The organism is Acinetobacter sp. RW6 (assembly GCF_041956835.1).
GTDB classification, from domain to species: domain Bacteria; phylum Pseudomonadota; class Gammaproteobacteria; order Pseudomonadales; family Moraxellaceae; genus Acinetobacter; species Acinetobacter calcoaceticus.
Genome location: NZ_CP167121.1, coordinates 2,975,164 through 2,998,093, shown reverse-complemented (window position 1 = coordinate 2,998,093; position 22,930 = coordinate 2,975,164). Strand labels below are relative to the sequence as shown.

Annotated in this window: 23 protein-coding genes; 14 read left to right on the top strand and 9 right to left on the bottom strand. The window is 39.2% G+C overall.

Annotation, left to right across the window (positions count from 1 at the left end; all coding sequences use genetic code 11):
* The first annotated feature begins 171 nt into the window (after window positions 1-171).
* The 4 genes from ACB088_RS14185 (at window position 172) to ACB088_RS14170 (ending at window position 3,189) form a co-directional block, all read left to right on the top strand.
* Window positions 172-1,104 (top strand): RluA family pseudouridine synthase, encoded by a 933-nt coding sequence (locus ACB088_RS14185; RefSeq protein ID WP_133747573.1) that lies wholly within the window; start codon window positions 172-174, stop codon window positions 1,102-1,104.
* Window positions 1,101-1,775 (top strand): HAD-IA family hydrolase, encoded by a 675-nt coding sequence (locus ACB088_RS14180; protein ID WP_375037267.1) that lies wholly within the window; start codon window positions 1,101-1,103, stop codon window positions 1,773-1,775. Before ACB088_RS14185 ends, ACB088_RS14180 begins: the two co-directional genes overlap by 4 nt.
* Window positions 1,776-1,841: 66 nt before the next feature.
* Complete coding sequence (locus ACB088_RS14175) at window positions 1,842-2,534, top strand: YafY family protein (RefSeq protein ID WP_092707211.1); 693 nt, start codon at window positions 1,842-1,844, stop codon at window positions 2,532-2,534.
* Between the two features lie 49 nt (window positions 2,535-2,583).
* Window positions 2,584-3,189, top strand: coding sequence for a glutathione S-transferase family protein (locus tag ACB088_RS14170; protein WP_375037266.1), 606 nt, complete (start codon window positions 2,584-2,586; stop codon window positions 3,187-3,189).
* Window positions 3,190-3,247: 58 nt separating this feature from the next.
* Here ACB088_RS14170 and ACB088_RS14165 read toward each other — a convergent pair whose 3' ends face one another.
* Together ACB088_RS14165 and hcaR are read right to left on the bottom strand one after the other, a co-directional pair.
* On the bottom strand, window positions 3,248-3,925 hold the full coding sequence (locus tag ACB088_RS14165; RefSeq protein WP_375037265.1) for a DUF1345 domain-containing protein: 678 nt from the start codon (window positions 3,923-3,925) through the stop codon (window positions 3,248-3,250).
* 267 nt (window positions 3,926-4,192) lie between these two features.
* Entirely contained in the window at window positions 4,193-5,098 is a 906-nt protein-coding gene (gene hcaR, locus ACB088_RS14160) for a DNA-binding transcriptional regulator HcaR (protein ID WP_133747578.1), read from the bottom strand.
* A gap of 655 nt (window positions 5,099-5,753) precedes the next feature.
* Between hcaR and ACB088_RS14155 the strand changes: the two genes are divergently transcribed.
* Window positions 5,754-6,806 carry an MBL fold metallo-hydrolase gene (locus ACB088_RS14155; RefSeq protein ID WP_375037264.1) on the top strand — a complete coding sequence of 351 codons (1,053 nt, stop codon included), beginning with the start codon at window positions 5,754-5,756 and terminating at the stop codon, window positions 6,804-6,806.
* 74 nt (window positions 6,807-6,880) lie between these two features.
* Here ACB088_RS14155 and katG read toward each other — a convergent pair whose 3' ends face one another.
* The 3 genes from katG to ACB088_RS14140 all read right to left on the bottom strand — a co-directional run bounded on the left by katG (window position 6,881) and on the right by ACB088_RS14140 (window position 12,432).
* Complete coding sequence (gene katG, locus ACB088_RS14150) at window positions 6,881-9,037, bottom strand: catalase/peroxidase HPI (RefSeq protein ID WP_375037263.1); 2,157 nt, start codon at window positions 9,035-9,037, stop codon at window positions 6,881-6,883.
* A gap of 529 nt (window positions 9,038-9,566) precedes the next feature.
* Window positions 9,567-11,861 (bottom strand): phosphoenolpyruvate--protein phosphotransferase, encoded by a 2,295-nt coding sequence (gene ptsP, locus ACB088_RS14145; protein ID WP_092707223.1) that lies wholly within the window; start codon window positions 11,859-11,861, stop codon window positions 9,567-9,569.
* Window positions 11,862-11,946: 85 nt separating this feature from the next.
* Window positions 11,947-12,432: an RNA pyrophosphohydrolase gene (locus tag ACB088_RS14140; protein WP_003654696.1), complete on the bottom strand. Its 486-nt coding sequence runs from the start codon at window positions 12,430-12,432 to the stop codon at window positions 11,947-11,949.
* A gap of 182 nt (window positions 12,433-12,614) precedes the next feature.
* Between ACB088_RS14140 and ACB088_RS14135 the strand changes: the two genes are divergently transcribed.
* From ACB088_RS14135 to ACB088_RS14120, 4 genes are all read left to right on the top strand, one after another.
* Window positions 12,615-13,265 (top strand): HAD family phosphatase, encoded by a 651-nt coding sequence (locus tag ACB088_RS14135; protein WP_045126237.1) that lies wholly within the window; start codon window positions 12,615-12,617, stop codon window positions 13,263-13,265.
* 198 nt (window positions 13,266-13,463) lie between these two features.
* A complete protein-coding gene (locus tag ACB088_RS14130; RefSeq protein ID WP_375037262.1) occupies window positions 13,464-14,903 on the top strand; it encodes a DUF2252 domain-containing protein in 1,440 nt (479 codons plus the stop codon).
* 54 nt (window positions 14,904-14,957) lie between these two features.
* Window positions 14,958-15,704, top strand: coding sequence for a sporulation protein (locus tag ACB088_RS14125; protein WP_375037261.1), 747 nt, complete (start codon window positions 14,958-14,960; stop codon window positions 15,702-15,704).
* Between the two features lie 126 nt (window positions 15,705-15,830).
* Window positions 15,831-16,082 (top strand): hypothetical protein, encoded by a 252-nt coding sequence (locus tag ACB088_RS14120; RefSeq protein WP_005044977.1) that lies wholly within the window; start codon window positions 15,831-15,833, stop codon window positions 16,080-16,082.
* 8 nt (window positions 16,083-16,090) lie between these two features.
* Here ACB088_RS14120 and ACB088_RS14115 read toward each other — a convergent pair whose 3' ends face one another.
* The gene (locus ACB088_RS14115) at window positions 16,091-16,951 is read right to left on the bottom strand and encodes a LysR family transcriptional regulator (protein WP_003654705.1); all 861 of its coding nucleotides are present in this window, start codon (window positions 16,949-16,951) and stop codon (window positions 16,091-16,093) included.
* Between the two features lie 114 nt (window positions 16,952-17,065).
* Window positions 17,066-17,320, bottom strand: a complete 255-nt coding sequence (locus ACB088_RS14110) for a DUF2061 domain-containing protein (RefSeq protein WP_003654707.1) — start codon at window positions 17,318-17,320, stop codon at window positions 17,066-17,068.
* Window positions 17,321-17,557: 237 nt separating this feature from the next.
* Between ACB088_RS14110 and leuC the strand changes: the two genes are divergently transcribed.
* The 4 genes from leuC (at window position 17,558) to leuB (ending at window position 21,457) form a co-directional block, all read left to right on the top strand.
* Window positions 17,558-18,976, top strand: a complete 1,419-nt coding sequence (gene leuC, locus ACB088_RS14105) for a 3-isopropylmalate dehydratase large subunit (protein ID WP_005037045.1) — start codon at window positions 17,558-17,560, stop codon at window positions 18,974-18,976.
* 18 nt (window positions 18,977-18,994) lie between these two features.
* Window positions 18,995-19,642, top strand: coding sequence for a 3-isopropylmalate dehydratase small subunit (leuD, locus tag ACB088_RS14100; protein ID WP_003654711.1), 648 nt, complete (start codon window positions 18,995-18,997; stop codon window positions 19,640-19,642).
* A gap of 112 nt (window positions 19,643-19,754) precedes the next feature.
* Window positions 19,755-20,345 carry a hypothetical protein gene (locus ACB088_RS14095; protein ID WP_003654712.1) on the top strand — a complete coding sequence of 197 codons (591 nt, stop codon included), beginning with the start codon at window positions 19,755-19,757 and terminating at the stop codon, window positions 20,343-20,345.
* Window positions 20,346-20,377: 32 nt separating this feature from the next.
* Window positions 20,378-21,457: a 3-isopropylmalate dehydrogenase gene (gene leuB, locus ACB088_RS14090; RefSeq protein ID WP_003654715.1), complete on the top strand. Its 1,080-nt coding sequence runs from the start codon at window positions 20,378-20,380 to the stop codon at window positions 21,455-21,457.
* A 54-nt stretch (window positions 21,458-21,511) separates the two neighbouring features.
* On the opposite strand, the gene ACB088_RS14085 is transcribed toward leuB, so the two are convergent.
* The gene (locus ACB088_RS14085) at window positions 21,512-21,919 is read right to left on the bottom strand and encodes a hypothetical protein (RefSeq protein ID WP_045434880.1); all 408 of its coding nucleotides are present in this window, start codon (window positions 21,917-21,919) and stop codon (window positions 21,512-21,514) included.
* 173 nt (window positions 21,920-22,092) lie between these two features.
* Here ACB088_RS14085 and ACB088_RS14080 point away from each other — a divergent pair, with 173 nt between their 5' ends.
* Window positions 22,093-22,464, top strand: a complete 372-nt coding sequence (locus tag ACB088_RS14080; protein WP_133747584.1) for a lysozyme inhibitor LprI family protein — start codon at window positions 22,093-22,095, stop codon at window positions 22,462-22,464.
* Between the two features lie 51 nt (window positions 22,465-22,515).
* Here the strand turns inward: ACB088_RS14080 and infA are convergent, their stop codons facing one another.
* Window positions 22,516-22,737 carry a translation initiation factor IF-1 gene (gene infA, locus ACB088_RS14075; RefSeq protein ID WP_001284370.1) on the bottom strand — a complete coding sequence of 74 codons (222 nt, stop codon included), beginning with the start codon at window positions 22,735-22,737 and terminating at the stop codon, window positions 22,516-22,518.
* Window positions 22,738-22,930 lie beyond the last annotated feature (193 nt).

Below are 22,930 nucleotides of genomic sequence, written 5' to 3'. Positions count from 1 at the left end.
CAATCAGGGAAATTCCCTATTAGATGTTCACTTACGGCGGTATCCGTGCGCTGACTATATCAAACCTTGCAGCATCTGCCTATGGGCTAAGCTTAGATTTCTTGTGAAAAAACTAAGCTAAACGGTCATTTATTAATCAAATTTAGCAAAATTTCAGGTTTAAATATTAGTATGAATTCTACACAGCAATGGCAAAGTGTCACTTGGTTTGAGGTGGATGAACATCAAGCAGGACAGCGAATTGATAATTTCCTGTTCTCGCGTTTAAAAGGTGTACCTAAAAGTCGTATTTATCGTTTGATTCGTGAAAGTCAGGTTCGAGTAAATAAAAAACGTGTTAAAGCTGAGACTAAACTTGAGATTGGCGATCAGATTCGTGTTGCTCCAATTCGTTATGAACAAAAAGATGAAACAGCCGCTCCTGTCAGTGACAATGTAGCACAAAGCTTATTAAGCCGTATTGTCTATGAAGATGAAGGTCTATTAGTTGTCAATAAGCCTTCAGGTATTGCTGTCCATGGTGGCAGTGGTATGGCATATGGTTTGATTGAGGCATTACGCGCAGCGACTGGCAAAAAATATTTAGAACTTATTCATCGTATTGACCGTGATACTTCAGGTCTGGTCATGATTAGTAAAAAACGTAGCACTTTAAAACTACTACAAGATATGTTGCGTGAGCACAAAATTCGTAAGACCTATGCTGCGATTGTTAAAGGTCAAGTGAGCCTAGATAAACAACTGATTGATGCGCCTTTATTGCGATATGAACTGGCAAATGGCGAGCGTCGTGTACGTGTAACTAAAGATGGTAAACCAAGTAAAACTGAATGGGTTGTAGCAGAGCGCTTTAAAAATGCAACATTAATTCATGCATCACCTTTGTCAGGCCGTACTCATCAGATCCGTGTGCATGGTTTAAGCATTGGCCACCCGTTGATTGGCGATGATAAATATGGGCACACTACTGCGTACACTGGGCCTGAAGCACGTCGTCTATGCTTACATGCGATGCGTTTAGATATTCCGGGTTATCCACCGATTGAAGCACCGTTACCAGAAGACATGACCCAGTTATTAAAGGCTTTGAGAGTGGCAAAATGAGTCTAAAAACCGAATTAGTTATTTTTGACTGGGATGGGACTTTATATAATTCTGTTGGACAGATTGTTGCGAGCTTGCAGCATGCGGCAGAGCAGCATGAATTACCTTTAACCGATGAAGCCGCAAAAAGTATTATTGGTTTAGGCTTGCCTGAAGTCATGCAAACCTTATTCCCAGAAGCACCTGAGTTGCATGATTCAATTTTAAAAGCGTATGGTGATCACTATATTGCGAACTCTACAAATGATGCATGGTTCGATGGTATTGCAGAGCTCTTACATGACTTAAAAGCTCAAGGTTTAAAACTTGCAGTCGCAACGGGTAAAAACCGTCGTGGGTTGGATCGTGTAATCGCAAAAACACAAAGTACTCATCTTTTTGATGTGACTCGAGCAGCTAATGAAACTCGATCAAAACCAGATCCACTCATGTTGCAAGAAATATTAACAGTCACTGGGGTGAGTGTTGAGCGTGCTGTAATGGTTGGTGATAGTAGCTATGACCTTGAGATGGCTCAGCGGTTAGACATGCCACGAATTGGTGTTGGTTATGGGGTTCATTCGATTGAAGTGCTACAGCAATTTAAGCCTTTAACGATTGCTAAAGATGTTCAAGAGCTTCATCGCTTCCTAAACGGTTATGCTCAGTTACCTGCTATAGATTTAGTGTAATTTAAAGCGGTACGAGGGGGATTTATTCCCCCTTATTTGAATTTAAAAAACAATAAGAAGAGAAAAATGAGTCGTTCTATTCGCCTATTAAACCTTTTACAACAACTTCGTGAAGCGCGTTATCCAATCACAGCACAAGTTCTCGCTGAGCGTATGGGAATTAGTGTGCGAAGTATATATCGAGATATAGATAGTTTACGTGAGCAGGGCGTAGAAATTGAAGCATCGGCAGGTATAGGTTTTCAGCTTAAAGAAGATATTGTATTACCACCAATGACGCTCAATGAAAATGAAGTCGAAGCTATTTTTTTGGCATTGTATTGGTTGAAGAGTGTGCCAGATCAATCGTTACAATCGGCATCTACATCAGTATTAGCTAAATTGAATTCTGTTTTACCTGAACATCGGCAATATTTATTACAGCAAACGACTTTAAGAGCGTTTAATACATGGCTGCCTGTGGATGAAAATCGAGTCGAACAGGTACGTTTAGCTATTCGGCAGCAAGTCAAAATTTCGATGCATTATCATGATGAGCAGCAACGAAGTAGTGTTCGAACCTTGTGGCCTTTTGCTTTGGGATACTTTAATGACAAAATTGTGTTGGCCGCGTGGTGTGAACTCAGGCAGGATTTTCGACATTTTCGACTCGATCGTATTCAACAACTGAGTTTAAGCCAAGAATTATACCCATCATTTAAGCAACAACTATTTCAGCAGTGGTGGGCACAAGAATCGCAGACTACTGACAAAAACTGACAAAGAGGTTTTGTAGACTAGGACCCACGATAAACAAGGAGCCATAAAAATGAGCCTTAAACTTTATACTAACAAAGAGTCGCGTGGTGTTGTGATCGACTGGCTTTTAGTCGAATTAGGTGTTGAATGTGAACGCATTGAAGTTGCATATAAGACTGAAATGAAATCACCAGAATATCTAAAAATTAACCCTTTTGGAAAAGTGCCAGTATTGGTGGATGGTGATGTCGTGATTTATGAGCTAGGCGCAATCTGTGCTTATCTGGCTGATAAATTTTTCGACAAGGGGCTGGCTCCGGCATTAGATGATCCTAAACGTGGTTTGTACTATCGCTGGTTATTTGTGATGGCAGGTCCATGGGAAGCTGCAGGCGTTGATAAAGCCCTCGGAATAGAGGTATCTCCTGAGCAAAAAATGTTTGTTGGCTATGGTGATTATAACGATGCTTATCAAGCTTTAGTGCAAGGCTTGAGTGAAGCAAATCCGTATGTATGTGGCGAACAATTTACCGCAGCAGATGTAAGTGTTGGAGCAATGCTCTTATGGCAATTAAAAATGGGGGCGATTGAATCCCATCCGGCCATTACGCGTTATGTTGAGACCATCAAACAACGCGAAGGCTTAAAGCAAAGCAGTATGGGTACATTGGTGTAAACCAATACCATTAAGAGTCACCCATTTGGGTGACTTTTTTATTTTCGAAACAAAAGTTTTAGTTGGTAAGAAAGCCAGCAGCAACGTTAATACAAATCGCTAAAATTGTGGTGTTAAAACCAAATGACAACACGGCGTGAAATAGGTTTAAAAGCCGCATATGTTTGGTGGTAATTGACACATCGGCAGTTTGAGCCGAGGTACCAATAATATAACTAAAGTATAAAAAGTCAGGATAAGTAGGGTGTTCTGTTCCAGGGAAATCTAAACCGCCATTTTCTTCATTTCTAGATAAAGCCAAATAGAAATCATGTGCGTAATGTAGGGCAAAAACGCTATGCATAAAAAGCCATGCAGAAACAATTGTGAGTAAAGCTAAAGCTACATGCCCTAGCTTTGCAGAACTCTCAGAAGGAAGCTGCGAGAGTTGGATTAAAATAGCAACTAAACACATGGCTAAGGCCAATAAAACAATCAGCATAATGACCCATTTGCTTTCATCTTGTTTTTTGGCTTGCTGTTGCATTTGTGAATGATCAGCACTTTTCATGAGTTGCCAAACATGTAGTAAATATATGCTAACGGAAATATTCCAGCTGACTAATAAAATCGTTGACCATTGCCATGAAGTTAACCATGTCAGAATCATTGCTGTGATAAATCCCATGAATAACGCAATAAAGAAGTGAGGGCGGTTTCGTACACTACGTCCAAGATGTTGAAATACTGCAACCATTTTTCCTAATCTCCTTTTACTACATGGTAAATATATTATTTTTTATTAAATGGTGAAAATAATATCTAGTTTTATATAGATTTTATTCCAAGATTTTCAATTATATTTAAGAGGTATCTACTTTTGCTGAGTAGGTAAAATAGAACAAAAGCATGGGCTAAAATGTTTATAAAAAGTATAAAATAAATAAAAATAATATTTACTTATACTTTTTATAAAGGTGTTCTTATTAATCATCTGCTTAAAAATAAAATATAGCTTTTCTGATTAAGTGTGAGTTAAGTTTTTATCTAGATGAAATACTTTAGTGAGTTGGTCAATGAATTTTTGGACGCCTAAAGACTGTGAGTTTTTACGGTAATTTACGAATAAATCTAGTGTTGGTAACTCGATATCAAGCGGGCGGACTACCGTATTTTTGATTCCTAAAGGTGCCACGTAGGCAGGTAAAATTGTACAACCTAATCCAGAACCAAGAGAGTTAATATTAAACAACATGCTATCTGCTTTTTGAACAATATTGAGGTCAATATTGTGAGTTTTGGCAAAGTCTAGAATAGTGTTATGTAATGTTTGTGACTGCTCGGCAGCAGGAATAATAAAATCAACGCCGTGTAAGGCATGGACAGGAATTCGGTCATATTGTGTAAGTGGATGATTTTTAGGAAGTAAAAAAATCAAGGGTTCAGTCAAAACAAATTGGCTTTGGATATCATCACTATCTGTATTTTCTCGGGTAAAGGTAATGTCCAACTCACCTTTTTTTAAGGCTTTAAGTTGTTCAGTATTGTTTAGGTTAGATAATTCAATGATGAGATCGGGGTGTTGTAGTCGCAGATTAGGAAGAACGTAAGGGAAAATTTTCATTTCTGCAATGGGGACAAAACCGATACGCAACAGTTGCTGTTTAGCCTTAGAAACCTGCCTTGCCAGAGCAACTGCTTTTTCAGCTTGAGCAAGGGTGAGGCGAGCATGTTCTAAAAATACTACGCCTTCTTCGGTTAGCTCAACTTTACGTTTAGTGCGATTTAAAAGTCGTACACCAACATCTTCTTCTAAATCTTTAATCTGTTGGCTAAGGGAGGGTTGTGCGGTAAAAAGTTTAAGAGCGGCTTTACTAAAATTTAATTCTTCAGCAACGGTAATGAAATATCGGAGGTGGCGTAGTTCCATAAGACTAATCCAAAAAATGTCTTACTATGATTTATGTGAAGTATAAAGCATAAAGGGATATAGCGTGAAGATACTTTAGGTATTTATAAAATAAATGGAATTTTAATTTTCATTAAGGATTTAATATGGGAAGCTGGGTTTTAATAATTCATAAAATATATTAATTGTTAGATGTTAAATGCATTATCTTTACTTAATCAAAGAAATATTTAAATGTTTTAAATATTAATATGAGTAATTCTCATATTATGCAAAAGTGGGGAGTAATAAAATAAATTTATAAATGTACTTTTCTTAGAACTATTAATTTGAAATTGTTACTAAATATTTTTTCTCTATATGTTGAAGACTCTTTAGGCCGAAAAAATTAGGACTAGGGTAGTGGAGCACCGTAGTTCTATGGCTACTTTCGGTAGCTTACTTATTGTTATGTTATACAAGTGCTCTTAATAAGAATGGTAATTATCGACGCATAAACTCAACACATCTATGCATTTTTTATGGCAAGCTAATTCAACTTATGTTGGTTGTGACCACAATAAAAGGGATATTTATATGATAAATAAATGTAAGTGCCATAGCTTAATTTGTTTTAATTGTTAAGATAGAAACCTGAACACATCCATTCTGCCGATGCTAAAGCATAGAAAAGCCCATGAAAGACAAGCCGACATTAACATATCAATTGCCGACTCAGTCCTGTTGGACGCATACATGGATAAAACCTCCTTTTTATCATCCAGAGTCAGGGCGTGAATCAGATACACGTTTTTATAACCAACAACCAAAATTGCCGGCTAGAGGCTCAAAAGAGCTATTACGTTGGTTAGCCACTCGTGAGTCTTATACATGGAATGTTGATATTCAAAGTGAATATGAAACCCGTATAAATACAGCCGTGGCTTTACCTCAAAATCGACCACATGCAGATTTGGATGATTGGCAAGTTTGGTTTGTTGGGCATGCTACAGTATTGATTCAGATCGGACCTTATAACTTTATTACTGACCCAGTATGGTGTGATTACGCAAGCCCTTTACATGGGCGTGGACCACGCCGTGTATGTCCTGCGGGTTTTGCGTTAGAGCAATTACCGACTATTCATGGTGTTTTACTCAGCCATAATCACTATGACCATATGGATTTGGCTACACTCGATTGGTTGCATAAAAAATTTGCAATGCCGATTTATACGGGTTTGGGGAATGGTTTTTATCTACCAAAAGAATTTCATGTGATTGAGATGGATTGGTGGCAAGAAATTCCCTATCACGAATTAAGAATAATCTATACACCTGCACAGCATGGATCGGGCCGTGGTCTACGTGACCAAAATAAAGCACTCTGGGGAGGCTTTTCGGTTGTTGCTAAAACAGGTCACTGTTTCTTTGCTGGGGACACTGGTTATGCAGGGCATTTCAAACAAATACATGCACGTTATGGGGCGCCACGTGTTGCTTTGCTTCCAATAGGTGCTTATGAGCCACGGGCCTTGATGAGCTATGTCCACATGAATCCACAAGATGCACTACATGCACACTTTGATTTACAGGCCCACCGTTCTGTTGCGATTCATTATCGGACTTTTCAGTTGACTGATGAAGGTCGGGAAGATCCGGAACATGCTTTAGGACACGCGATCAAAGCTTCATCGAAGCTTGCTAATCCTTTTTACTGCATTCGTGAAGGGCATAAATTAACTGTGTAACTACCAGATAATTTTATATTTAAATTTAAAAAGCCAGTTCAAATTGAACTGGCTTTTTATTATTTTGACTTAAATTAAGCTAAGTCAAAACGGTCAAGATTCATGACTTTAGTCCATGCAGCTACAAAGTCTTGAACAAATTTTTCTTTACCATCTGCCTGAGCATAAACTTCTGCTAAGGCACGCAAGATTGAGTTTGAGCCAAAGACTAAATCATTACGTGTTGCAGTAAATTTTACTGCGCCTGTTTTACGGTCTTTGCCTTCAAATACTTCGTTTGACGAATCAACAGGTGCCCATACCGTAGACATGTCGAGTAAGTTCGTAAAGAAGTCTGTGCTGAGTGCACCAACTTGATGAGTGAATACGCCGTGTTGCGAACCATCCCAGTTGGTACCCAGTACACGTAGACCACCAACCAATGCAGTTAACTCTGGTGCAGTCAAAGTCAGTTGTTGTGCTTTATCAATTAATAATGCTTCAGTTGGCGCACTGATTCTCTCTTTTTTCCAATTTCTAAAACCATCAGCAAGGCCGAGAAGTAATTGGAATGATTCAACATCAGTTTGACTTTGTAAAGCATCAACACGACCAGGGGCAAATGGAATGCTAATATTGAAACCTGCCGCTTGAGCAGCTTGCTCTACACCAACGTTACCTGCAAGAACAATTAAATCAGCTAATGACAATTGAGTTGATGCTTTGATCTCTTCAATTTTAGTTAAAGTCTCAACCGCTTTTTGGTTTACTTCCCAATCACGTTGTGGCGATAAAGCAATGCGGGCGCCGTTTGCACCACCGCGTTTGTCTCCACCACGGAAAGTTGAGGCTGAAGCCCAACCAAGAGAAACCAACTCTCCAGCAGATAGTCCCAGCGCAACAATTTTTGCTTTAGCATCAGCAATGCTAGCAGAAGATGGTATAGCGCTGGCAGTCGGTAATGGATCTTGCCAAATTAAGTCCTCTGCAGGAATTTCTGGACCTAAATAACGTGCTTTTGGACCCATATCGCGGTGAGTTAATTTAAACCATGCACGGGCAAAAGCATTAGCGAAAGCTTGTGGGTCGTTATGAAAGCGACGAGAGATCTTTTCAAACTCAGGATCAAAACGTAAGGTCAAATCTGTAGTGAGCATTGTTGGCTTACGTTTAATTGATGGGTCGAATGGATCTGGGATGATCGCTTCAGCATCTGCTGCTACCCATTGAATTGCACCAGCAGGTGAACGTTCTTGTACCCACTCGTATTTGAATAGGTTTTCAAAGAAGTAATTGCTCCATTGTGTTGGAGTTTGTGACCAAATAACTTCTAAGCCAGAAGTGATCGCGTCTTTACCAACACCTGTGCCAAAGCTATTTGACCAGCCAAAGCCCATTTGTTCAATTGGTGCTCCTTCAGGATCAGCCTGAACATGGTCAGCAGAGCCAGCACCGTGAGTTTTACCTAAGGTATGACCGCCAGCAATCAATGCAACAATTTCTTCATCATCCATTGCCATGTTGCCGAAAGTCGCACGAATAAATGGTGCAGCCGATTTTGGATCGCCACTGGCTTGTGGACCTTCAGGGTTCACATAAATTAGACCCATTTCAGTTGCAGCTAGATTGCTGCCTTCCAATGCTTCAGAGTTTCGATGAGCTAACCATTCTTTTTCATCGCCCCAGTTTACATCGTTGTCTGGTTCCCAAACATCTTCACGACCAGCACCAAAACCAAAGGTGCGGAAGCCAGAAGATTCAAGCGCAATGTTACCCGCAAGAATAAATAAATCTGCCCACGATATTTTTTGACCATATTTTTGTTTAACTGGCCATAGCAAGCGGCGTGCTTTATCTAAGCTCGCATTGTCAGGCCAACTATTTAATGGTGCAAAACGTTGTTGGCCGCGACCAGCGCCACCACGGCCATCACCCATACGATATGTACCAGCAGCATGCCATGCTAAACGAATAAATAAGCCTGTATAATTTCCCCAATCGGCTGGCCACCAATCTTGGGAATCGGTTAACACATTTTTGATATCAGCTTTGAGTGCGTAGTAGTCAATTTTTTTAAATTCTTCGCGGTAATTAAAATCTTTACCAAGTGGATTAGAGCGTTCTGAATGTTGATTGAGCAAGTCAACGCGTAATTGTTTTGGCCACCAATGTAAACTAGGTGTACCACCACCGACCGTTACTTCCGGTTTTGAGTTATGACCTGAAAAAGGACATTTTGATTCGTCTGACATGGCTATATTCTCTCTGGGTAATAATTATTGAGCTCTTGATAAACTAGTAGGGCTCATTTTCCTGGACTTCTGGGTTAAAAACTCATGTTTATCAAATAAAGAAATGAGTGAACAAATGGTGAGAGAAACCGTTTAAAAATTCTTTTCACTGAGATGTTAGCTCATTATTTTTTATTTAATAATGCATCAGATTCCTTTAATTGTTATTCCTCCAATTTACTGTATGAAGGTGAAAAAACAAGAGGAAAAATAAGCTGAAGGCTGTAAATAATGATGCATAGAATTACCTCTTCAATTGTTGGAACAACGTAAGATCTTTTAATAACGCTCTTTAAATATACTAGAAGTAGAAGTCTTATTTTTCAAATGGATTAAACTGTCAGTATTGATTTGAAAAACCGATTGTGTTTTTGTTTAATTTAAAAAGTAGTGTAGAACTGAGAGTGAAAAGAAATTTTTATATTCAGTGATTGTAGAAGCTATCTAAAATAAATAAAGGAGAGCATTGCTCTCCTTTATTTTTTATATATTAAACATTTACGATTCGATTTGATTTGACCATATCTGCTAAACCGTGAGTTTTAAAGTAGTACTCAAGCCAGCTTTTCACAATGAGTGGATTATTCATTTTCATGACATCATCAAGTAGTTTTTGTGCATCTGTCATAGGTACATGACAAATTGCTTTTCGTACTCGCAAAATGTTACTCGAACTCATTGAAAGGGTGTTAAAGCCCATCGCCATGAGCAAAATTGCAGATAATGGATCTCCTGCCATTTCACCACAAATACTAATAGGTTTTTTGTATTCATGACATTCTTTAACTAAGCGAGTTAAAGCACGTAGAACGGATGGGTGGAAGTGCGAGTAAACGTTTGCCACATGTGGATTATTACGGTCAACTGCAAGTAAATATTGAGTTAAGTCATTTGAACCGACCGAGAAGAAATCGACAAGTTCAGCAAACTCATCAATTTGTAGTAGTACACTTGGTACCTCAACCATAATTCCAATTTTTGGCTTGGTAATTTTAACTTGCTCTTCTTCTTGCACTGCCATCCAGTCACGCTCAAGTAAATAAAGTACTTCTTCGACTTCACTTACTGTAGTCACCATTGGCAATAAAATATGCAAATTATTTAAACCAATACTTGCTTTGAGCATTGCGCGAATTTGTGACGAAAAAATCTCGGGATGATCGAGCGTGAAACGAATACCACGCCATCCTAATGCCGAGTTTTCTTCTTCGATACTGAAATAAGGTAAGTCTTTGTCAGCACCAATATCCAGAGTTCGCATCACCACAGGTTTGTTGGCAAAGTGACTCAATTGTTGACGATAGATTGCACGTTGTTCTTCTTCACCCGGGAAACGTTCCCTTAACATGAATGGAATTTCACTTCGGTATAGACCCACACCTTGAGCTCCGCGTTGTACACCGCGAACCACATCAATCATGAGGCCTGTGTTTACATAAAGTGGAACAGACACTCCATCTGGAGTAATCGCTTCTCTTGTCTCATATTGTTTGAGATCTTTTGCGATCTGCTCATCTTCTTTTTGAATTTCTTTATAACGTTGGCGTAAACGACGTGGAGGATTTACAAAAATACGGCCTTGATAGGCATCCACAATCATTTCTGCATCATCAAGTGTGTTAACTGGCAGTTCAGTTACGCCAACCACAGTTGGAATTCCTAATGCTCGAGCCACAATCACCATGTGTGAATTTGCTGCACCTTCTGAGGTCACAATCGCTGCAATATTGTCTACAGGCAGTTCGACTAGTGCCGCAGTACTAATTTCTTCACCAATTAAAATACTGTCTGGACTGAGTTCACGGTGGCTAGAGTCTTCTTCTTGCAAAGAGGCTAAAATACGTCGGCCTAAATCTTTAAGATCAGAAACTCGCTCACGAAGATAGTCATCTTCCATTTGTGCAAACAGGGCAGTGTGCTTTTCAATCACACGACGTACTGCACCCTGTGCCCAATGCCCGTCACGAATGAGTTCTTTAATTTCTGCCGGCAATGCATTTTCATCTAACATTCTTAAGAAAACACTAAATAAAGCGCGTTCTTCTGCCATTAATGAATCATGCATTTTTTCATCCAGAGAGCGAATCTCTGAACGAACTGATGAAATAGCTTGATCTAAAAGTCGAAGTTCATGACTAATATCTTCTGCTTCACGGTCAGGTACTGAAGCTAAATCTGCAGGTGGATATAAAATAATAGCGCGACCTAAAGCAACACCGCCTGCACCTGAAGCACCTTGAAAGGTTTTATAGGCAGGTCCATTGCTTGGTTTACGAAATACGTCAATATTTCCAACTGCGTGAGCGTGGGCAATAACACCGGAAAGCTGGGCACACAAAGTAACTAAAAATGACTCGGCTGCTTCGCTAAAATCTTGAGGAAGTTTGTTTTGTACAACCAAAACACCCATAACCTTACGGCGATACATGACAGGTACGCCAAGGAAGGAGTTATAAATTTCTTCGCCAGTTTCAGGTAAATACAAGAAACGCTCATGTTTTGGGGCATTGTCAAGGTTAACTATTTCTTCACGTTGCCCGACCAGACCGACCAAGCCTTCACCGAGTTGCAGTGAAACATGGCCTACAGATTCTGGATTTAAGCCTTTAGAGGCCATCAATACATAGCGCTGATTGCGTTCATCGAGTAAATAAATAGAGCAAACATCCACTTTCATGGCCTCAGCAACCTGATTGACCATGGTGTCTAATGATTCATGCAAACTGACGGACGCATTAACTTCTTGGACAATGCGCCGTAGAGTGTCGAGTTGCATGTTTGACATGGATGTATACTCCAGTATTTTTTTAGACTATGAATGTATTTATAACAGCACTTTCAATAAAAATCATTTGCTAGATAAATGATTTTTAGGGTAATTGTTGCATCGGCAACTGTGTACACAACTCCACCATGGCTTTGCGATAAACATCACGCTTGAAGTTCACCACTTGTCCAAGAGGATACCAATAGCTAACCCACTGCCATTCATCGAATTCGGGTGGGTCAGAGAGGTCTAACTGAATATTTCTTGCATGCGCAGTTAATTTCAGTAAAAACCATTTTTGTTTCTGTCCGATACATACGGGATCAGAGTCTGACCGAATGTACCTATGTGGCAAACGATAACGCAGCCATCCTTTGGTTTGCGCAATAATCTGGACATGTTCGGGCAATAAGCCGATTTCTTCTCTCAGTTCTCGAAAAAGTGCCTGTTCAGGGGTTTCTCCAAACTGAATGCCTCCTTGTGGAAACTGCCAAGCATTGTGACCAATGCGCTTTGCCCATAAAACCTGTCCATCATCGTTTGCCAAAATGATCCCGACATTCGGTCGGAAACCTTCTGAATCGATCATTTGGCTACCTAAATATTGTCTATATCGTTGACTTTAATCGCGGGGACAAACACTTTTTTATGTCCAGCTCGAAAAGATCAAAGTAAAATGTTTAAATTGCTACGATCTTAACGAATTTCTATCGACTAGCGGAGATAGATTTACATTTTTTTTCTTAAATTTCAGTTTAAACGAGAATTTTCATGAAACTGGCGTTGTTTGATTTAGACCATACCTTGTTAAATACGGATTCAGACCACTCGTGGGGTGAATTTTTAGTCAATGAAGGTTTGGTTGATCCGGTTCATCATCGTCAGATGAATGATAAATTTTATGAAGATTACAAAGCAGGGCAACTTGACCCATATGCTTATAATGAATTTGTCTTTGGATTTTTAACAAAGCACGACAATAACTACTTAACTGAGCTTCACCAATTGTTCATGCAAAAAGTGATTCGTCCACAAATGCGTCCAAAAGGTTTTGATGCAATCAAAAAGCATCAGGACCTTGGACATACAATTGTGGGGATTACGGCAACAAGTGATTTTATTACTGCGCCAATTTTCCGTGAATTTGGCATTACCGAAATTTTGGCAACGAATGCTGAAGTTGCAGATGGGAAATACACAGGTAAAGTTGCGGGCTTGGCATGTTATCAAAAAGGTAAACTTGCACGTCTCGACGACTGGTTGGCTGGACGCAGCGTATCTGAATCTTGGGCATATTCAGACTCAATCAACGATCGCTTTTTGCTTGAATATGCAACCCATGCGATTGCTGTAAATCCTGATGATCGCCTTGAAAAGCTGGCTCAAGAAAATAGCTGGGAAATTCAAGACTGGTCGATTTAAGATTGTGGAGTTGGAAGAGTAGCTTGCAAAGCTTTGAGGTCTTCCAACTCTTAATTAATTATATTTAAAAATCATTTTTTGAATGTTTTTTATAAATCTTGTTCCAAAAGTAGATATGAGTATGTCTAATAAAAAATAAATTTTATCTTGGTAAAGGTTTAAGAATATAAAAAATTCTAATTTAAAAATGAGGGAATAATGCCAAAAACAACACAAATTAAATTACCAAAACAACTTTGGAATGGTGAAAGTATTGATTTAACACGTCATAGCTATCAGGGGAAATTACTTAATAAAAGCGAAGGCTTCAAATTAGGTAAGGCTCAACGTAAAAAAGTTCCACGAGAACAACTGTCAGAGCTTTCTGAGCGACCCAAAGGTATAACTGCTTTAACAATCTATGATTGGAGTAATCAAGGGCGTTTAGAGCAGCTTAAACCGATTCGTGCAAAACGAATGAGCGTTTCACCGTTTACGTTTTATCGTGGTATGCCTTCTTTGATGCTGTTTGATCAGGTTTGGGAGCAGGTAAACTCAGGTTTATTTCAACAGATTTGTGGTGATTGTCATTTAAGTAATTTTGGTGGGTTTGCTAGTCCAGAGCGTAATCTATTGTTTGGAATCAATGATTTTGATGAGACTTTGGTTGCCCCATTTGAATGGGATTTAAAGCGTTTAGCAACCAGTTTTTTGATTGCGGCTCGTGATATTGATCTTGCAGATAAAGTGGGTTTAAAAGCAATTAAAACGATGTTGAATAGTTATCGTCAGCACTTATTAGAAAATACGAAACTTTCGCCTCTACAAGTTTGGTATGAAAAAGTTGATGCCAGTACCTTATTAGAAAACACTGAATGCCGAAAACTGAGAAAGAAACGCGCGAAGCATCTTGATTCAGCACAAAAGAGAAATGCATATTCTGTTTTACCGAAGCTCACACAGCAAGATCAAGATACGGGATCTCGCCATTTTGTGGATGATGCGCCGTTATTATGGCATCCCAAGGCAGATGAACCGTTCAGTAAAGATGTTGATGTATTCTTTCAGCAATATCGTGATTCTTTGAAATATGATCGCCAAGTACTTTTTGATCGTTATCAACGGACCGATGTGGCTTTGAAAGTGGTTGGTGTCGGAAGTGTGGGTACGCGATCCGCGATTGCATTATTTCAGGACGCAGATCGGGAACCGTTAATTTTACAAATGAAAGAAGCGAATCCATCGATTCTTAGTCCGTTATTTGTAGAAAAAGTAAAACATGAAGGCGAGCGCGTGATACACGGCCAGCAACTTATGCAAGCCGCCAGTGACATCTTCCTTGGATTTTCTTCAACCCCCAATCAACATTTTCATGTACGTCAGTTACGTGATATGAAAATCTCGGTTGATCTTAGTGATATGGATGATGAGTATTTCTATGAGTATGCTGAAAGTTGTGGTTTGGCTTTAGCTCATGCCCATGCTAAGTCTGGAAATGCTGATGTACTTATGGGATATCTGGGAGAGGGCTGTACGATCGTAGAAGTATTGCAAACATATGCAGAGGGGTATGCAGAGCGCAATCTAAATGACTATCAGCAATTTATGAATGAAGTTGCAGAGGGTAATATTCAGCTCGCTGGAGATGATGCACTTTAAGAATAAGTATGCTGCTACAGATGACATGAAATAATTCGAAAGGTTAGAGAGAAAATGTTTAATAAAATTATGTCTGGTTTGGGCCTTCAAGGCGTAACGGTAGAAACCGTTTTACACAATCCAAACTTGCAAGCAGGTGAGACACTGCATGGGGAAATTAGCTTCAAGGGGGGATCATCTGATAAAGAGATTAATGGTCTTTATTTGAAATTGATGACAATGGCAGAAGTTGAATCTAGTGACCATGAGTTTAATCAACCTTTGGTCTTACAAGAGTGGTTAGTAAATTCTCGTTTTTTATTGCCAGCACATCAAGCTCATTCTTTCCCTTTCAGTATTCAATTACCATTTGAGACACCGATTACCGAAGTTGCCTGTCGACGAAATGGTACACGTGTTTGGATTCAAACTCATATGGATGTTGATTGGGGATTAGATGCAACTGATCGTGATTATCTAAAGGTGCTGCCAACTCCCGCTATGCAAATGTTTTTACAGGCCATGCAGCGATGTAGCTTTATTTTATCAACAGTTGATGTAGAAAAAGGTCAACTTACTGCACGAAACTTTAGATCAACAATTGGTTGTTACCAAGAGCTTGAATTTGTCTCTTCACATATGTTTAGTGGATTTAATGAGGTTGAGGTTTCTTTCGTGGCTGAACCTAATCAAACTCACGTTATGCTTGAAGTTGACCGTCATTTTCGATCAGATCAACTCTTAACGATGACTATTCCGCATCATATGCTTGATGAAAATCAAATTGTGCAACAAATTCGAAGCCTATTGCAGCTTGTATAATTTAAATTCTGCGCATCAAATGAGAGTTTTTTTATCAACTTGAAAAGAGCCTTATATTTAAATCGCCTTTGCTGCATTGAGAGTGAGGGCGATTTAAATCGGTCGTGATGATGTGTGGAGGATATGATGGATAATCAGAATGAGACCGAAGAAAAGAAGACCCGTAGTGGCAATCTTCTTGAAGAATTTGGTGGGCAACTGATTGACGGTTTCATCACACTCATTGGTGAACTCTTTATTTACATTATTTTTTTATTATTTTCAGGCACTTTACTCGGTATTATCTTTGCCGCTATTTTCTTTGGTTGGGGCGTATTATTTTTACTATTACCTTTTGCTGTCCTGGTTTATATCCTTTTTAAAAAATATAGTCGCTAATCATTCAACTACTCTTGCATCATTTTAATTAGTTCCTGCATAGCTCTAGATTGAGTGCGCGCAGGATGCCATACCATGCCTAATTGACGATTCATTTTTACATCTAAATCAAGCTGCTGCATATCCTGATTCAACAGAGTTTTTGGTAAAACTGACCAACCTAAACCAATAGACACCAGCATACGAATAGACTCAAGTGGGTTATTGCTCATGGTGATTTTTGGTTTAAGCCCTTGTTTTTCAAACTCGGCTAAAGTGATTTGAGCAGTGTAAGTTTGTGCAGCGGGTAACAAGCTCGGATATTCAATTAAATCTTGTAAGGTCAGATTCTTTTTTTGTGCCAATGGATGAAAAGGGGCAGCAACAAAAACTAAAGGATCATTCCAGATGGTAATGTAGTTAAGGCGCTCATCACCTGAAGGGGGAAGTGTTAAAAATGCTAACTCTAAATCACCGGCAAGCACTTTTTCATGCGCTTGCTCTGAGTCAACAAAATGCACATCTAAAGTGACTTGCGGAAATTGCTGAACAAAGTGTTTAAGGGGCGCGGGTAAATGATGCAAACCAATGTGGTGACTGGTTCCAATTTTTAAACGGCCTTGTATCTGTGTCTGCTCATGGCTTAGGGTGTGATGGATATCTCCAAGCTCATTTAGCCAGTTTTTAACTTTGGGTAATAATGAATGAGCAGCATGTGTTGCTTGAACGCCTCGGCCTGCGGACTCAAATAGTTTGACACCAAAATATTCTTCTAAGCTGTGAATCCGTTTGGTTACAGCAGGTTGAGTAATAAATAATTGATCTGCTGCCACAGAGATAGACCCTGTTTCCATAACTTTTACAAAAGCTTCAAAGGCTGCAAGATTCATAATACAACTCAACTTGGAATAAAAAATCGAGGGGCTAAAGTTGCCAAGCCAAAATCGTATCATGCTTGCAGCAAAACGAGTTAGAAAGTTATGAATTACCGCACTAATCTTCGCCTAAGCCGTTGTCTCTTTCTCAGCTAAGGCTGAAATGCGGCGGTCTTTAGCAGCCCATACTTTTTCATGAAAGAAAAAAGCAAAAGCTTGTACGGTTGGTTCAAGCATACTTAATGTTAAAGCCATCCAGATATTACCTGTTACAAAGTAGGCAACTATCATAGCTACGCTAATATGCATAATGTAATAGCTGAAGGTTTTCTTTAAGGTACGTTGATTATTTACAACGAATTTTTGAATATTAGCCATGATCATTCTCTTTAGCCACTTTAGATATTTTTAGTATAGAGATGAGAGTATAAGATTAAAAATTGATTATGCAAATGATAATCATTAACAAAAACGATTTATTAAATTTGATGTGTATAGAAGGGATTATGATTAATTCCAAAAAGTTTTCTAATTTATAAAAATGATAAATTAGATTTATGTGAAACTCTGGCTATAATCGAAGAAAGATTAGAATTACCCAGTCCAATGGAGCAAGACGACATGGCAGGCAAAACTTTATATGACAAATTGTGGGATGACCACGTTGTTTCACAGCGTGATGATGGCTCATGTTTACTTTATATTGACCGTCATTTATTGCATGAAGTGACTAGTCCACAAGCATTTGAAGGTTTGCAACTTGCTGGTCGTCAACCATGGCGTCTAAGTGCAAACGTTGCTACACCAGACCATAACGTTCCAACATCTAAAAAGGAACGTGAGCAAGGCATCGCGGGTATTGAAGATGATACATCTCGTATTCAGGTTCAAACTTTAGATGATAATTGTAAAGCCTTTAATATTGTTGAATTTAATATTAATGATATCCGTCAGGGTATTGTGCATGTCGTTGGCCCAGAACAAGGCTTAACTTTACCTGGCATGACCGTAGTTTGTGGTGATTCACATACAGCAACACACGGTGCTTTTGGTTGTTTGGCACATGGTATTGGAACTTCTGAAGTTGAACATGTGTTAGCAACACAATGTTTGATTCAGAAAAAATCTAAAAATATGTTAATCCGTGTAGATGGCGTATTAGGCAAAGGTGTGACACCAAAAGATGTGGTGTTGGCAATTATTGCTAAAATTGGTACCGCAGGTGGTACGGGTTATGCCATTGAATTTGGTGGTCAGGTGTTCCGTGATATGTCGATTGAAGGACGTATGACGGTATGTAACATGGCGATTGAAGCGGGTGCTCGTGTAGGCATGGTTGCTGTCGATGACAAAACCGTTGAATACGTGAAAGGCCGTAGCTATGCACCAAAAGGCGAGCAATGGGAACAAGCAGTTGCTTACTGGGACACTTTGCATTCAGATGAAGATGCTACCTTTGATGCTGTAGTTGAATTAAATGGTGCAGAGATCGAACCACAAGTGTCTTGGGGAACTTCACCTGAGATGGTTATTCCGGTCACAGAAGCTGTTCCAACCTTAGAACAAGCCAAAGATGATGTTCAACGTAATGACTGGACGCGTGCTTATCAATATATGGGCTTAAACGCAGGTCAAGCATTAGCTGATATTCAACTTGACCGTGTTTTTATTGGTTCTTGTACTAACTCTCGTATTGAAGATATCCGTGCTGCGGCTGAGGTGGTTAAAGGCCGTAAAGTGGCATCTAGCATTAAGCAAGCCATGATTGTTCCGGGTTCAGGTTTAGTTAAACAACAGGCAGAAAAAGAAGGCTTAGATAAAATCTTCTTGGAAGCTGGTTTTGAATGGCGTGAACCAGGTTGTTCAATGTGTTTAGCAATGAATGCAGATAAATTACAACCAGGTGAACACTGTGCATCGACGTCTAACCGTAACTTTGAAGGTCGTCAAGGCAATGGTGGTCGCACTCACTTGGTGAGCCCAGCAATGGCGGCAGCGGCTGCAATCGCAGGTCACTTTGTTGATGTTCGTTCATTTTAATTCGGTCTGGAGCAAACCATGAAAGCTTATACAGTTGAACAAGGTATCGTTGCACCATTAGATCGTGCCAATGTTGATACAGATTTAATTATTCCAAAACAGTTTTTGAAATCAATCAAACGTACTGGTTTTGGCGATAACTTATTTGATGAACTTCGTTATTTAGATGAAGGCTATCCGGGACAAGATAATTCAGTTCGTCCAAAAAATCCGGATTTCGTTTTGAATCAACCACGTTATCAAGGAGCAAATGTTTTAATTGCTCGTACTAACTTTGGTTGTGGTTCAAGTCGTGAGCATGCACCTTGGGCATTGAATGAATACGGTTTCCGTACTGTTATTGCGCCAAGTTTTGCTGATATTTTCTTTAATAACTGTTTCAAAAATGGCATGTTACCTGTCATTTTGTCAGAAGAAATTGTTGATCAGTTATTTAAAGAATGTGCTGCCAATGAAGGATATCAATTAACAATTGATTTAGCGGCTCAGGAAGTGCGTACCCCAACAGGTGAAGCTTTTAAGTTTGAAGTTGACCCATTTCGCAAGCATTGCTTGTTAAATGGCTTGGATGATATTGGTTTAACGCTTCAAAATGCGGATGCAATTCGCGCTTATGAAGAAAAAACTAAACAGGTTCGTCCTTGGGTATTCCAAGAGTTAAATTAACCTTTTGGTACATTTTAAACATAGCCATGGCGTAGTGTTCAAACTCTTGCTAACATGCTAAAGCATAAAAACACCTTAAAATTATGCACTAGATGAGGATTGGGCTTGAACAATGAAGAGGAACGTTACTCATAGCTTTTTGTTGAGCCTGTGCGCAATAACACTCAGTGCTTGTCAGAGCACGTACAATGTAGTGGATACTGTCCGTATTAAGCAGGCTGAACAGGAAAATTTGGGGCAGAATGCAGCAATATATTGTTCGGGCGCGAAGAGTTGTGAATTTGAACGACTAAATGATATTACTGTAGTGGATGCGCAAACACGACGAATTAGTAATCAAGCAATTCATCAAGGAATTGTACGGTTGCACGGTTCAGTGCTCGGGCAAACCAACAGTTTATATTTATCTGTGCCTGCGAAACAATATGAAGTGGTGATCCGTTTCTATCCGATTTCTCCAGATCGGGCCGAAACAATCCATGTGATTCACCAGTTTAATGCTAACCATCGCTATACATTTAAAATGTACCGAGACAAAACTAACCGTTCGGGTAGTTTGCTGAATGTTTCTGTACCAGATCCATTATGTGTCGACTTAGAGCAAGATGAGCGTGTTATTCGCCGTTTTTGTCGACCATTTGATGTAACAACAGGGCTAGGCGAGTTCCTTGAACAGAAAAAACTAACACCGCGGTCGTCATAACACTGCTTGTTTTTGGAAAATGGAAAAAGTTCATGTCTAAACAGATTTTAATTTTAGCTGGTGATGGTATTGGTCCTGAAATTGTTGGGGCAGCAGAAAAAGTATTAAATACAGTAAATGAAAAATTTAATTTATCGTTGACTTGGGAACATGGCCTATTGGGTGGTGCGGCAATTGATGCACATGGCGAACCGTATCCAGCTGTAACGAGTGAACAGGCAAAAAAAGCTGATGCAATTTTACTGGGTGCAGTAGGCGGACCAAAATGGGATGCGATTGAGCGTTCTATCCGTCCTGAACGTGGTCTTTTAAAAATTCGTAGTGAACTCAACTTGTTTGCTAACTTACGCCCAGCGATTTTATATCCGCAATTGGCAGATGCTTCTAGCTTAAAACCTGAAATTGTTGCTGGTTTAGATATTCTGATTGTTCGTGAGCTTACTGGCGGTATCTATTTCGGTCAGCCACGTGGTATTCGTGAACTCGAAAACGGCGAAAAACAAGGCTATAACACTGACGTTTATTCTGAAAGTGAAATTAAGCGCATTGCAAAAGTTGCTTTTGAACTTGCAGGTTTGCGTGGTGGTAAAGTCTGTTCAGTCGATAAAGCGAATGTTTTAGAAGTAACAGAACTTTGGAAGCAAACAGTTACTGACTTGCAGCAAGCGAGTTATTCAAACATTCAGCTTTCACATATGTATGTGGATAATGCTGCAATGCAGCTTGTGCGTGCACCAAAACAGTTTGACGTGATCGTAACAGGTAACTTGTTTGGCGATATTTTATCTGATGAAGCGGCAATGCTTACAGGCTCAATCGGCATGTTGCCATCAGCTTCTTTAGATGAAAATGGCAAAGGTATGTATGAACCTTGTCATGGTTCTGCACCTGACATTGCTGGCCAAAATGTTGCCAATCCATTAGCAACTATTCTTTCTGTTGCAATGATGCTTCGTTATACATTCCGTGAAGAAGCTGCTGCAAAAGCAATTGAAGACGCTGTAGGTCAAGTACTTGATCAAGGCTTACGTACAGCAGATATTATGTCTGAAGGTATGACAAAAGTGGGTACAGCCGAGATGGGCGAAGCAGTTGTTGCTGTGCTTGCTTAAAAAATACTTCGCTAAAAAACGCAGCTTTAAGCTGCGTTTTTTTATGGTTATGTTTTAGCAGGCTTTGCCTTCATATTGAATAGATTCGGCAATATCATTTTTAAGCTGAAAAATAACTTTGCAGTTGAAATTCACATCGTAAGAATTGCCACCCAGATTACCTGACTGTATAGCGACAGAGTTACCTCTCATATCGACATTAGTCACCATCGGGATTGGGATGTTTAATGGACGTAAAATCGTATAGATGAGTTGATTGGGTGTTTTCTGTGGAGCATTAGCGACTTGAAAACCAAGACTACGTAGATTGATGTCTTGTCGAATGGTCGCAGAAGATTTGCCTAGAAAGCTCTTTAAATACTCTTGTAAATCTATAGATTGGCGTGGATGGCTAGTGCAACCGTTCACATTCATTATGATCAAACAAAGTAGGCCAATTTTACATCGGGTATCTATATTCATTTTTATCTCAATAAAAAATTATATTTATTATTAAAGAACAATAGGTTGGATTTGAATACTTGTAAAGTAAAAAAGGAAGATTATGATAAATGAAAGGTGAACTTACCTTTAGACTTATTCTTACATTCAAACCGTTCTAATAATAATTTTGTAGAAAACGAAGGGAAAATACGATGAGAAAAATTGCTTTTGCATTTTTATGCAGTTTAGGAATGACTGTCGTCTATGCAGATAACTGTGATAGTGCCCGCAATACTTATGATGATATTTACTGTACAAATAAAATCTATGCGAGTGCTGATGCGGATCTGAATAAGAATTATCAAGCATTGCGAGTAAAGTTAAATACCACGCAAAAAAATATTCTTAAGAAATCTCAGCTCGCATGGATACGTCAACGTGATGCTGAGTGTACAGATTCAAATAGAAATAGTGTAGACGTGCAATGCCGTTTACAGACAACGCAGGAAAGAAACCATTGGCTGCAAGAAAGATTGCGTGAATGCCAAACGGTGGGATGTAAAACCAGTCGCTTAAGTGAATAAACAACGCAATAAAAAAGCCACATCATGAAGTGGCTTTTTTGCATTCACTAATTAGCGAGCACGGTACGTGATACGACCTTTAGTGAGGTCATATGGAGTCATTTCGACTTTTACACTGTCGCCAGTAAGAATACGAATATAGTGTTTACGCATTTTACCAGAAATGTGTGCAATAACTTCGTGACCGTTTTCAAGACGTACACGGAACATCGTATTAGGAAGCGTTTCGGTGACAACGCCTTCGAACTCAATGAGTTCCTCTTTATTGGCCATAGCCTACCTGATGATCAAATTGGAAAGGCGCAAATTATAGTCAATTTATTTAAAAAAAACAAGATAGACATACTTCTACTCAAGCATCTGGTTAAAGTATGACTAATAAAAAAAGATGTAATTTTTTTCACAAAAGAAGTGTAATTCTGTTGTCAGTTTGGTCAATCAACGCTAATCTAAAATCATAGTTATT

Excerpts from the sequence above, each read along its gene's own strand:
- ACB088_RS14135 (WP_045126237.1), top strand. The coding sequence starts at position 12,615 with ATGAAACTGGCGTTGTTTGATTTAGACCATACCTTGTTAAATACGGAT.
- ACB088_RS14175 (WP_092707211.1), top strand. The coding sequence starts at position 1,842 with ATGAGTCGTTCTATTCGCCTATTAAACCTTTTACAACAACTTCGTGAA.
- ACB088_RS14185 (WP_133747573.1), top strand. The coding sequence starts at position 172 with ATGAATTCTACACAGCAATGGCAAAGTGTCACTTGGTTTGAGGTGGAT.
- leuD (WP_003654711.1), top strand. The coding sequence starts at position 18,995 with ATGAAAGCTTATACAGTTGAACAAGGTATCGTTGCACCATTAGATCGT.
- hcaR (WP_133747578.1), bottom strand. The coding sequence starts at position 5,098 with ATGGAACTACGCCACCTCCGATATTTCATTACCGTTGCTGAAGAATTA.
- ACB088_RS14120 (WP_005044977.1), top strand. The coding sequence starts at position 15,831 with ATGGATAATCAGAATGAGACCGAAGAAAAGAAGACCCGTAGTGGCAAT.
- leuC (WP_005037045.1), top strand. The coding sequence starts at position 17,558 with ATGGCAGGCAAAACTTTATATGACAAATTGTGGGATGACCACGTTGTT.
- ACB088_RS14130 (WP_375037262.1), top strand. The coding sequence starts at position 13,464 with ATGCCAAAAACAACACAAATTAAATTACCAAAACAACTTTGGAATGGT.
- ACB088_RS14080 (WP_133747584.1), top strand. The coding sequence starts at position 22,093 with ATGAGAAAAATTGCTTTTGCATTTTTATGCAGTTTAGGAATGACTGTC.
- ACB088_RS14115 (WP_003654705.1), bottom strand. The coding sequence starts at position 16,951 with ATGAATCTTGCAGCCTTTGAAGCTTTTGTAAAAGTTATGGAAACAGGG.
- ACB088_RS14180 (WP_375037267.1), top strand. The coding sequence starts at position 1,101 with ATGAGTCTAAAAACCGAATTAGTTATTTTTGACTGGGATGGGACTTTA.
- ACB088_RS14085 (WP_045434880.1), bottom strand. The coding sequence starts at position 21,919 with ATGAATATAGATACCCGATGTAAAATTGGCCTACTTTGTTTGATCATA.
- katG (WP_375037263.1), bottom strand. The coding sequence starts at position 9,037 with ATGTCAGACGAATCAAAATGTCCTTTTTCAGGTCATAACTCAAAACCG.
- infA (WP_001284370.1), bottom strand. The coding sequence starts at position 22,737 with ATGGCCAATAAAGAGGAACTCATTGAGTTCGAAGGCGTTGTCACCGAA.
- ptsP (WP_092707223.1), bottom strand. The coding sequence starts at position 11,861 with ATGTCAAACATGCAACTCGACACTCTACGGCGCATTGTCCAAGAAGTT.
- ACB088_RS14155 (WP_375037264.1), top strand. The coding sequence starts at position 5,754 with ATGAAAGACAAGCCGACATTAACATATCAATTGCCGACTCAGTCCTGT.
- ACB088_RS14165 (WP_375037265.1), bottom strand. The coding sequence starts at position 3,925 with ATGGTTGCAGTATTTCAACATCTTGGACGTAGTGTACGAAACCGCCCT.
- ACB088_RS14095 (WP_003654712.1), top strand. The coding sequence starts at position 19,755 with ATGAAGAGGAACGTTACTCATAGCTTTTTGTTGAGCCTGTGCGCAATA.
- ACB088_RS14170 (WP_375037266.1), top strand. The coding sequence starts at position 2,584 with ATGAGCCTTAAACTTTATACTAACAAAGAGTCGCGTGGTGTTGTGATC.
- ACB088_RS14125 (WP_375037261.1), top strand. The coding sequence starts at position 14,958 with ATGTTTAATAAAATTATGTCTGGTTTGGGCCTTCAAGGCGTAACGGTA.
- ACB088_RS14140 (WP_003654696.1), bottom strand. The coding sequence starts at position 12,432 with ATGATCGATTCAGAAGGTTTCCGACCGAATGTCGGGATCATTTTGGCA.
- leuB (WP_003654715.1), top strand. The coding sequence starts at position 20,378 with ATGTCTAAACAGATTTTAATTTTAGCTGGTGATGGTATTGGTCCTGAA.
- ACB088_RS14110 (WP_003654707.1), bottom strand. The coding sequence starts at position 17,320 with ATGATCATGGCTAATATTCAAAAATTCGTTGTAAATAATCAACGTACC.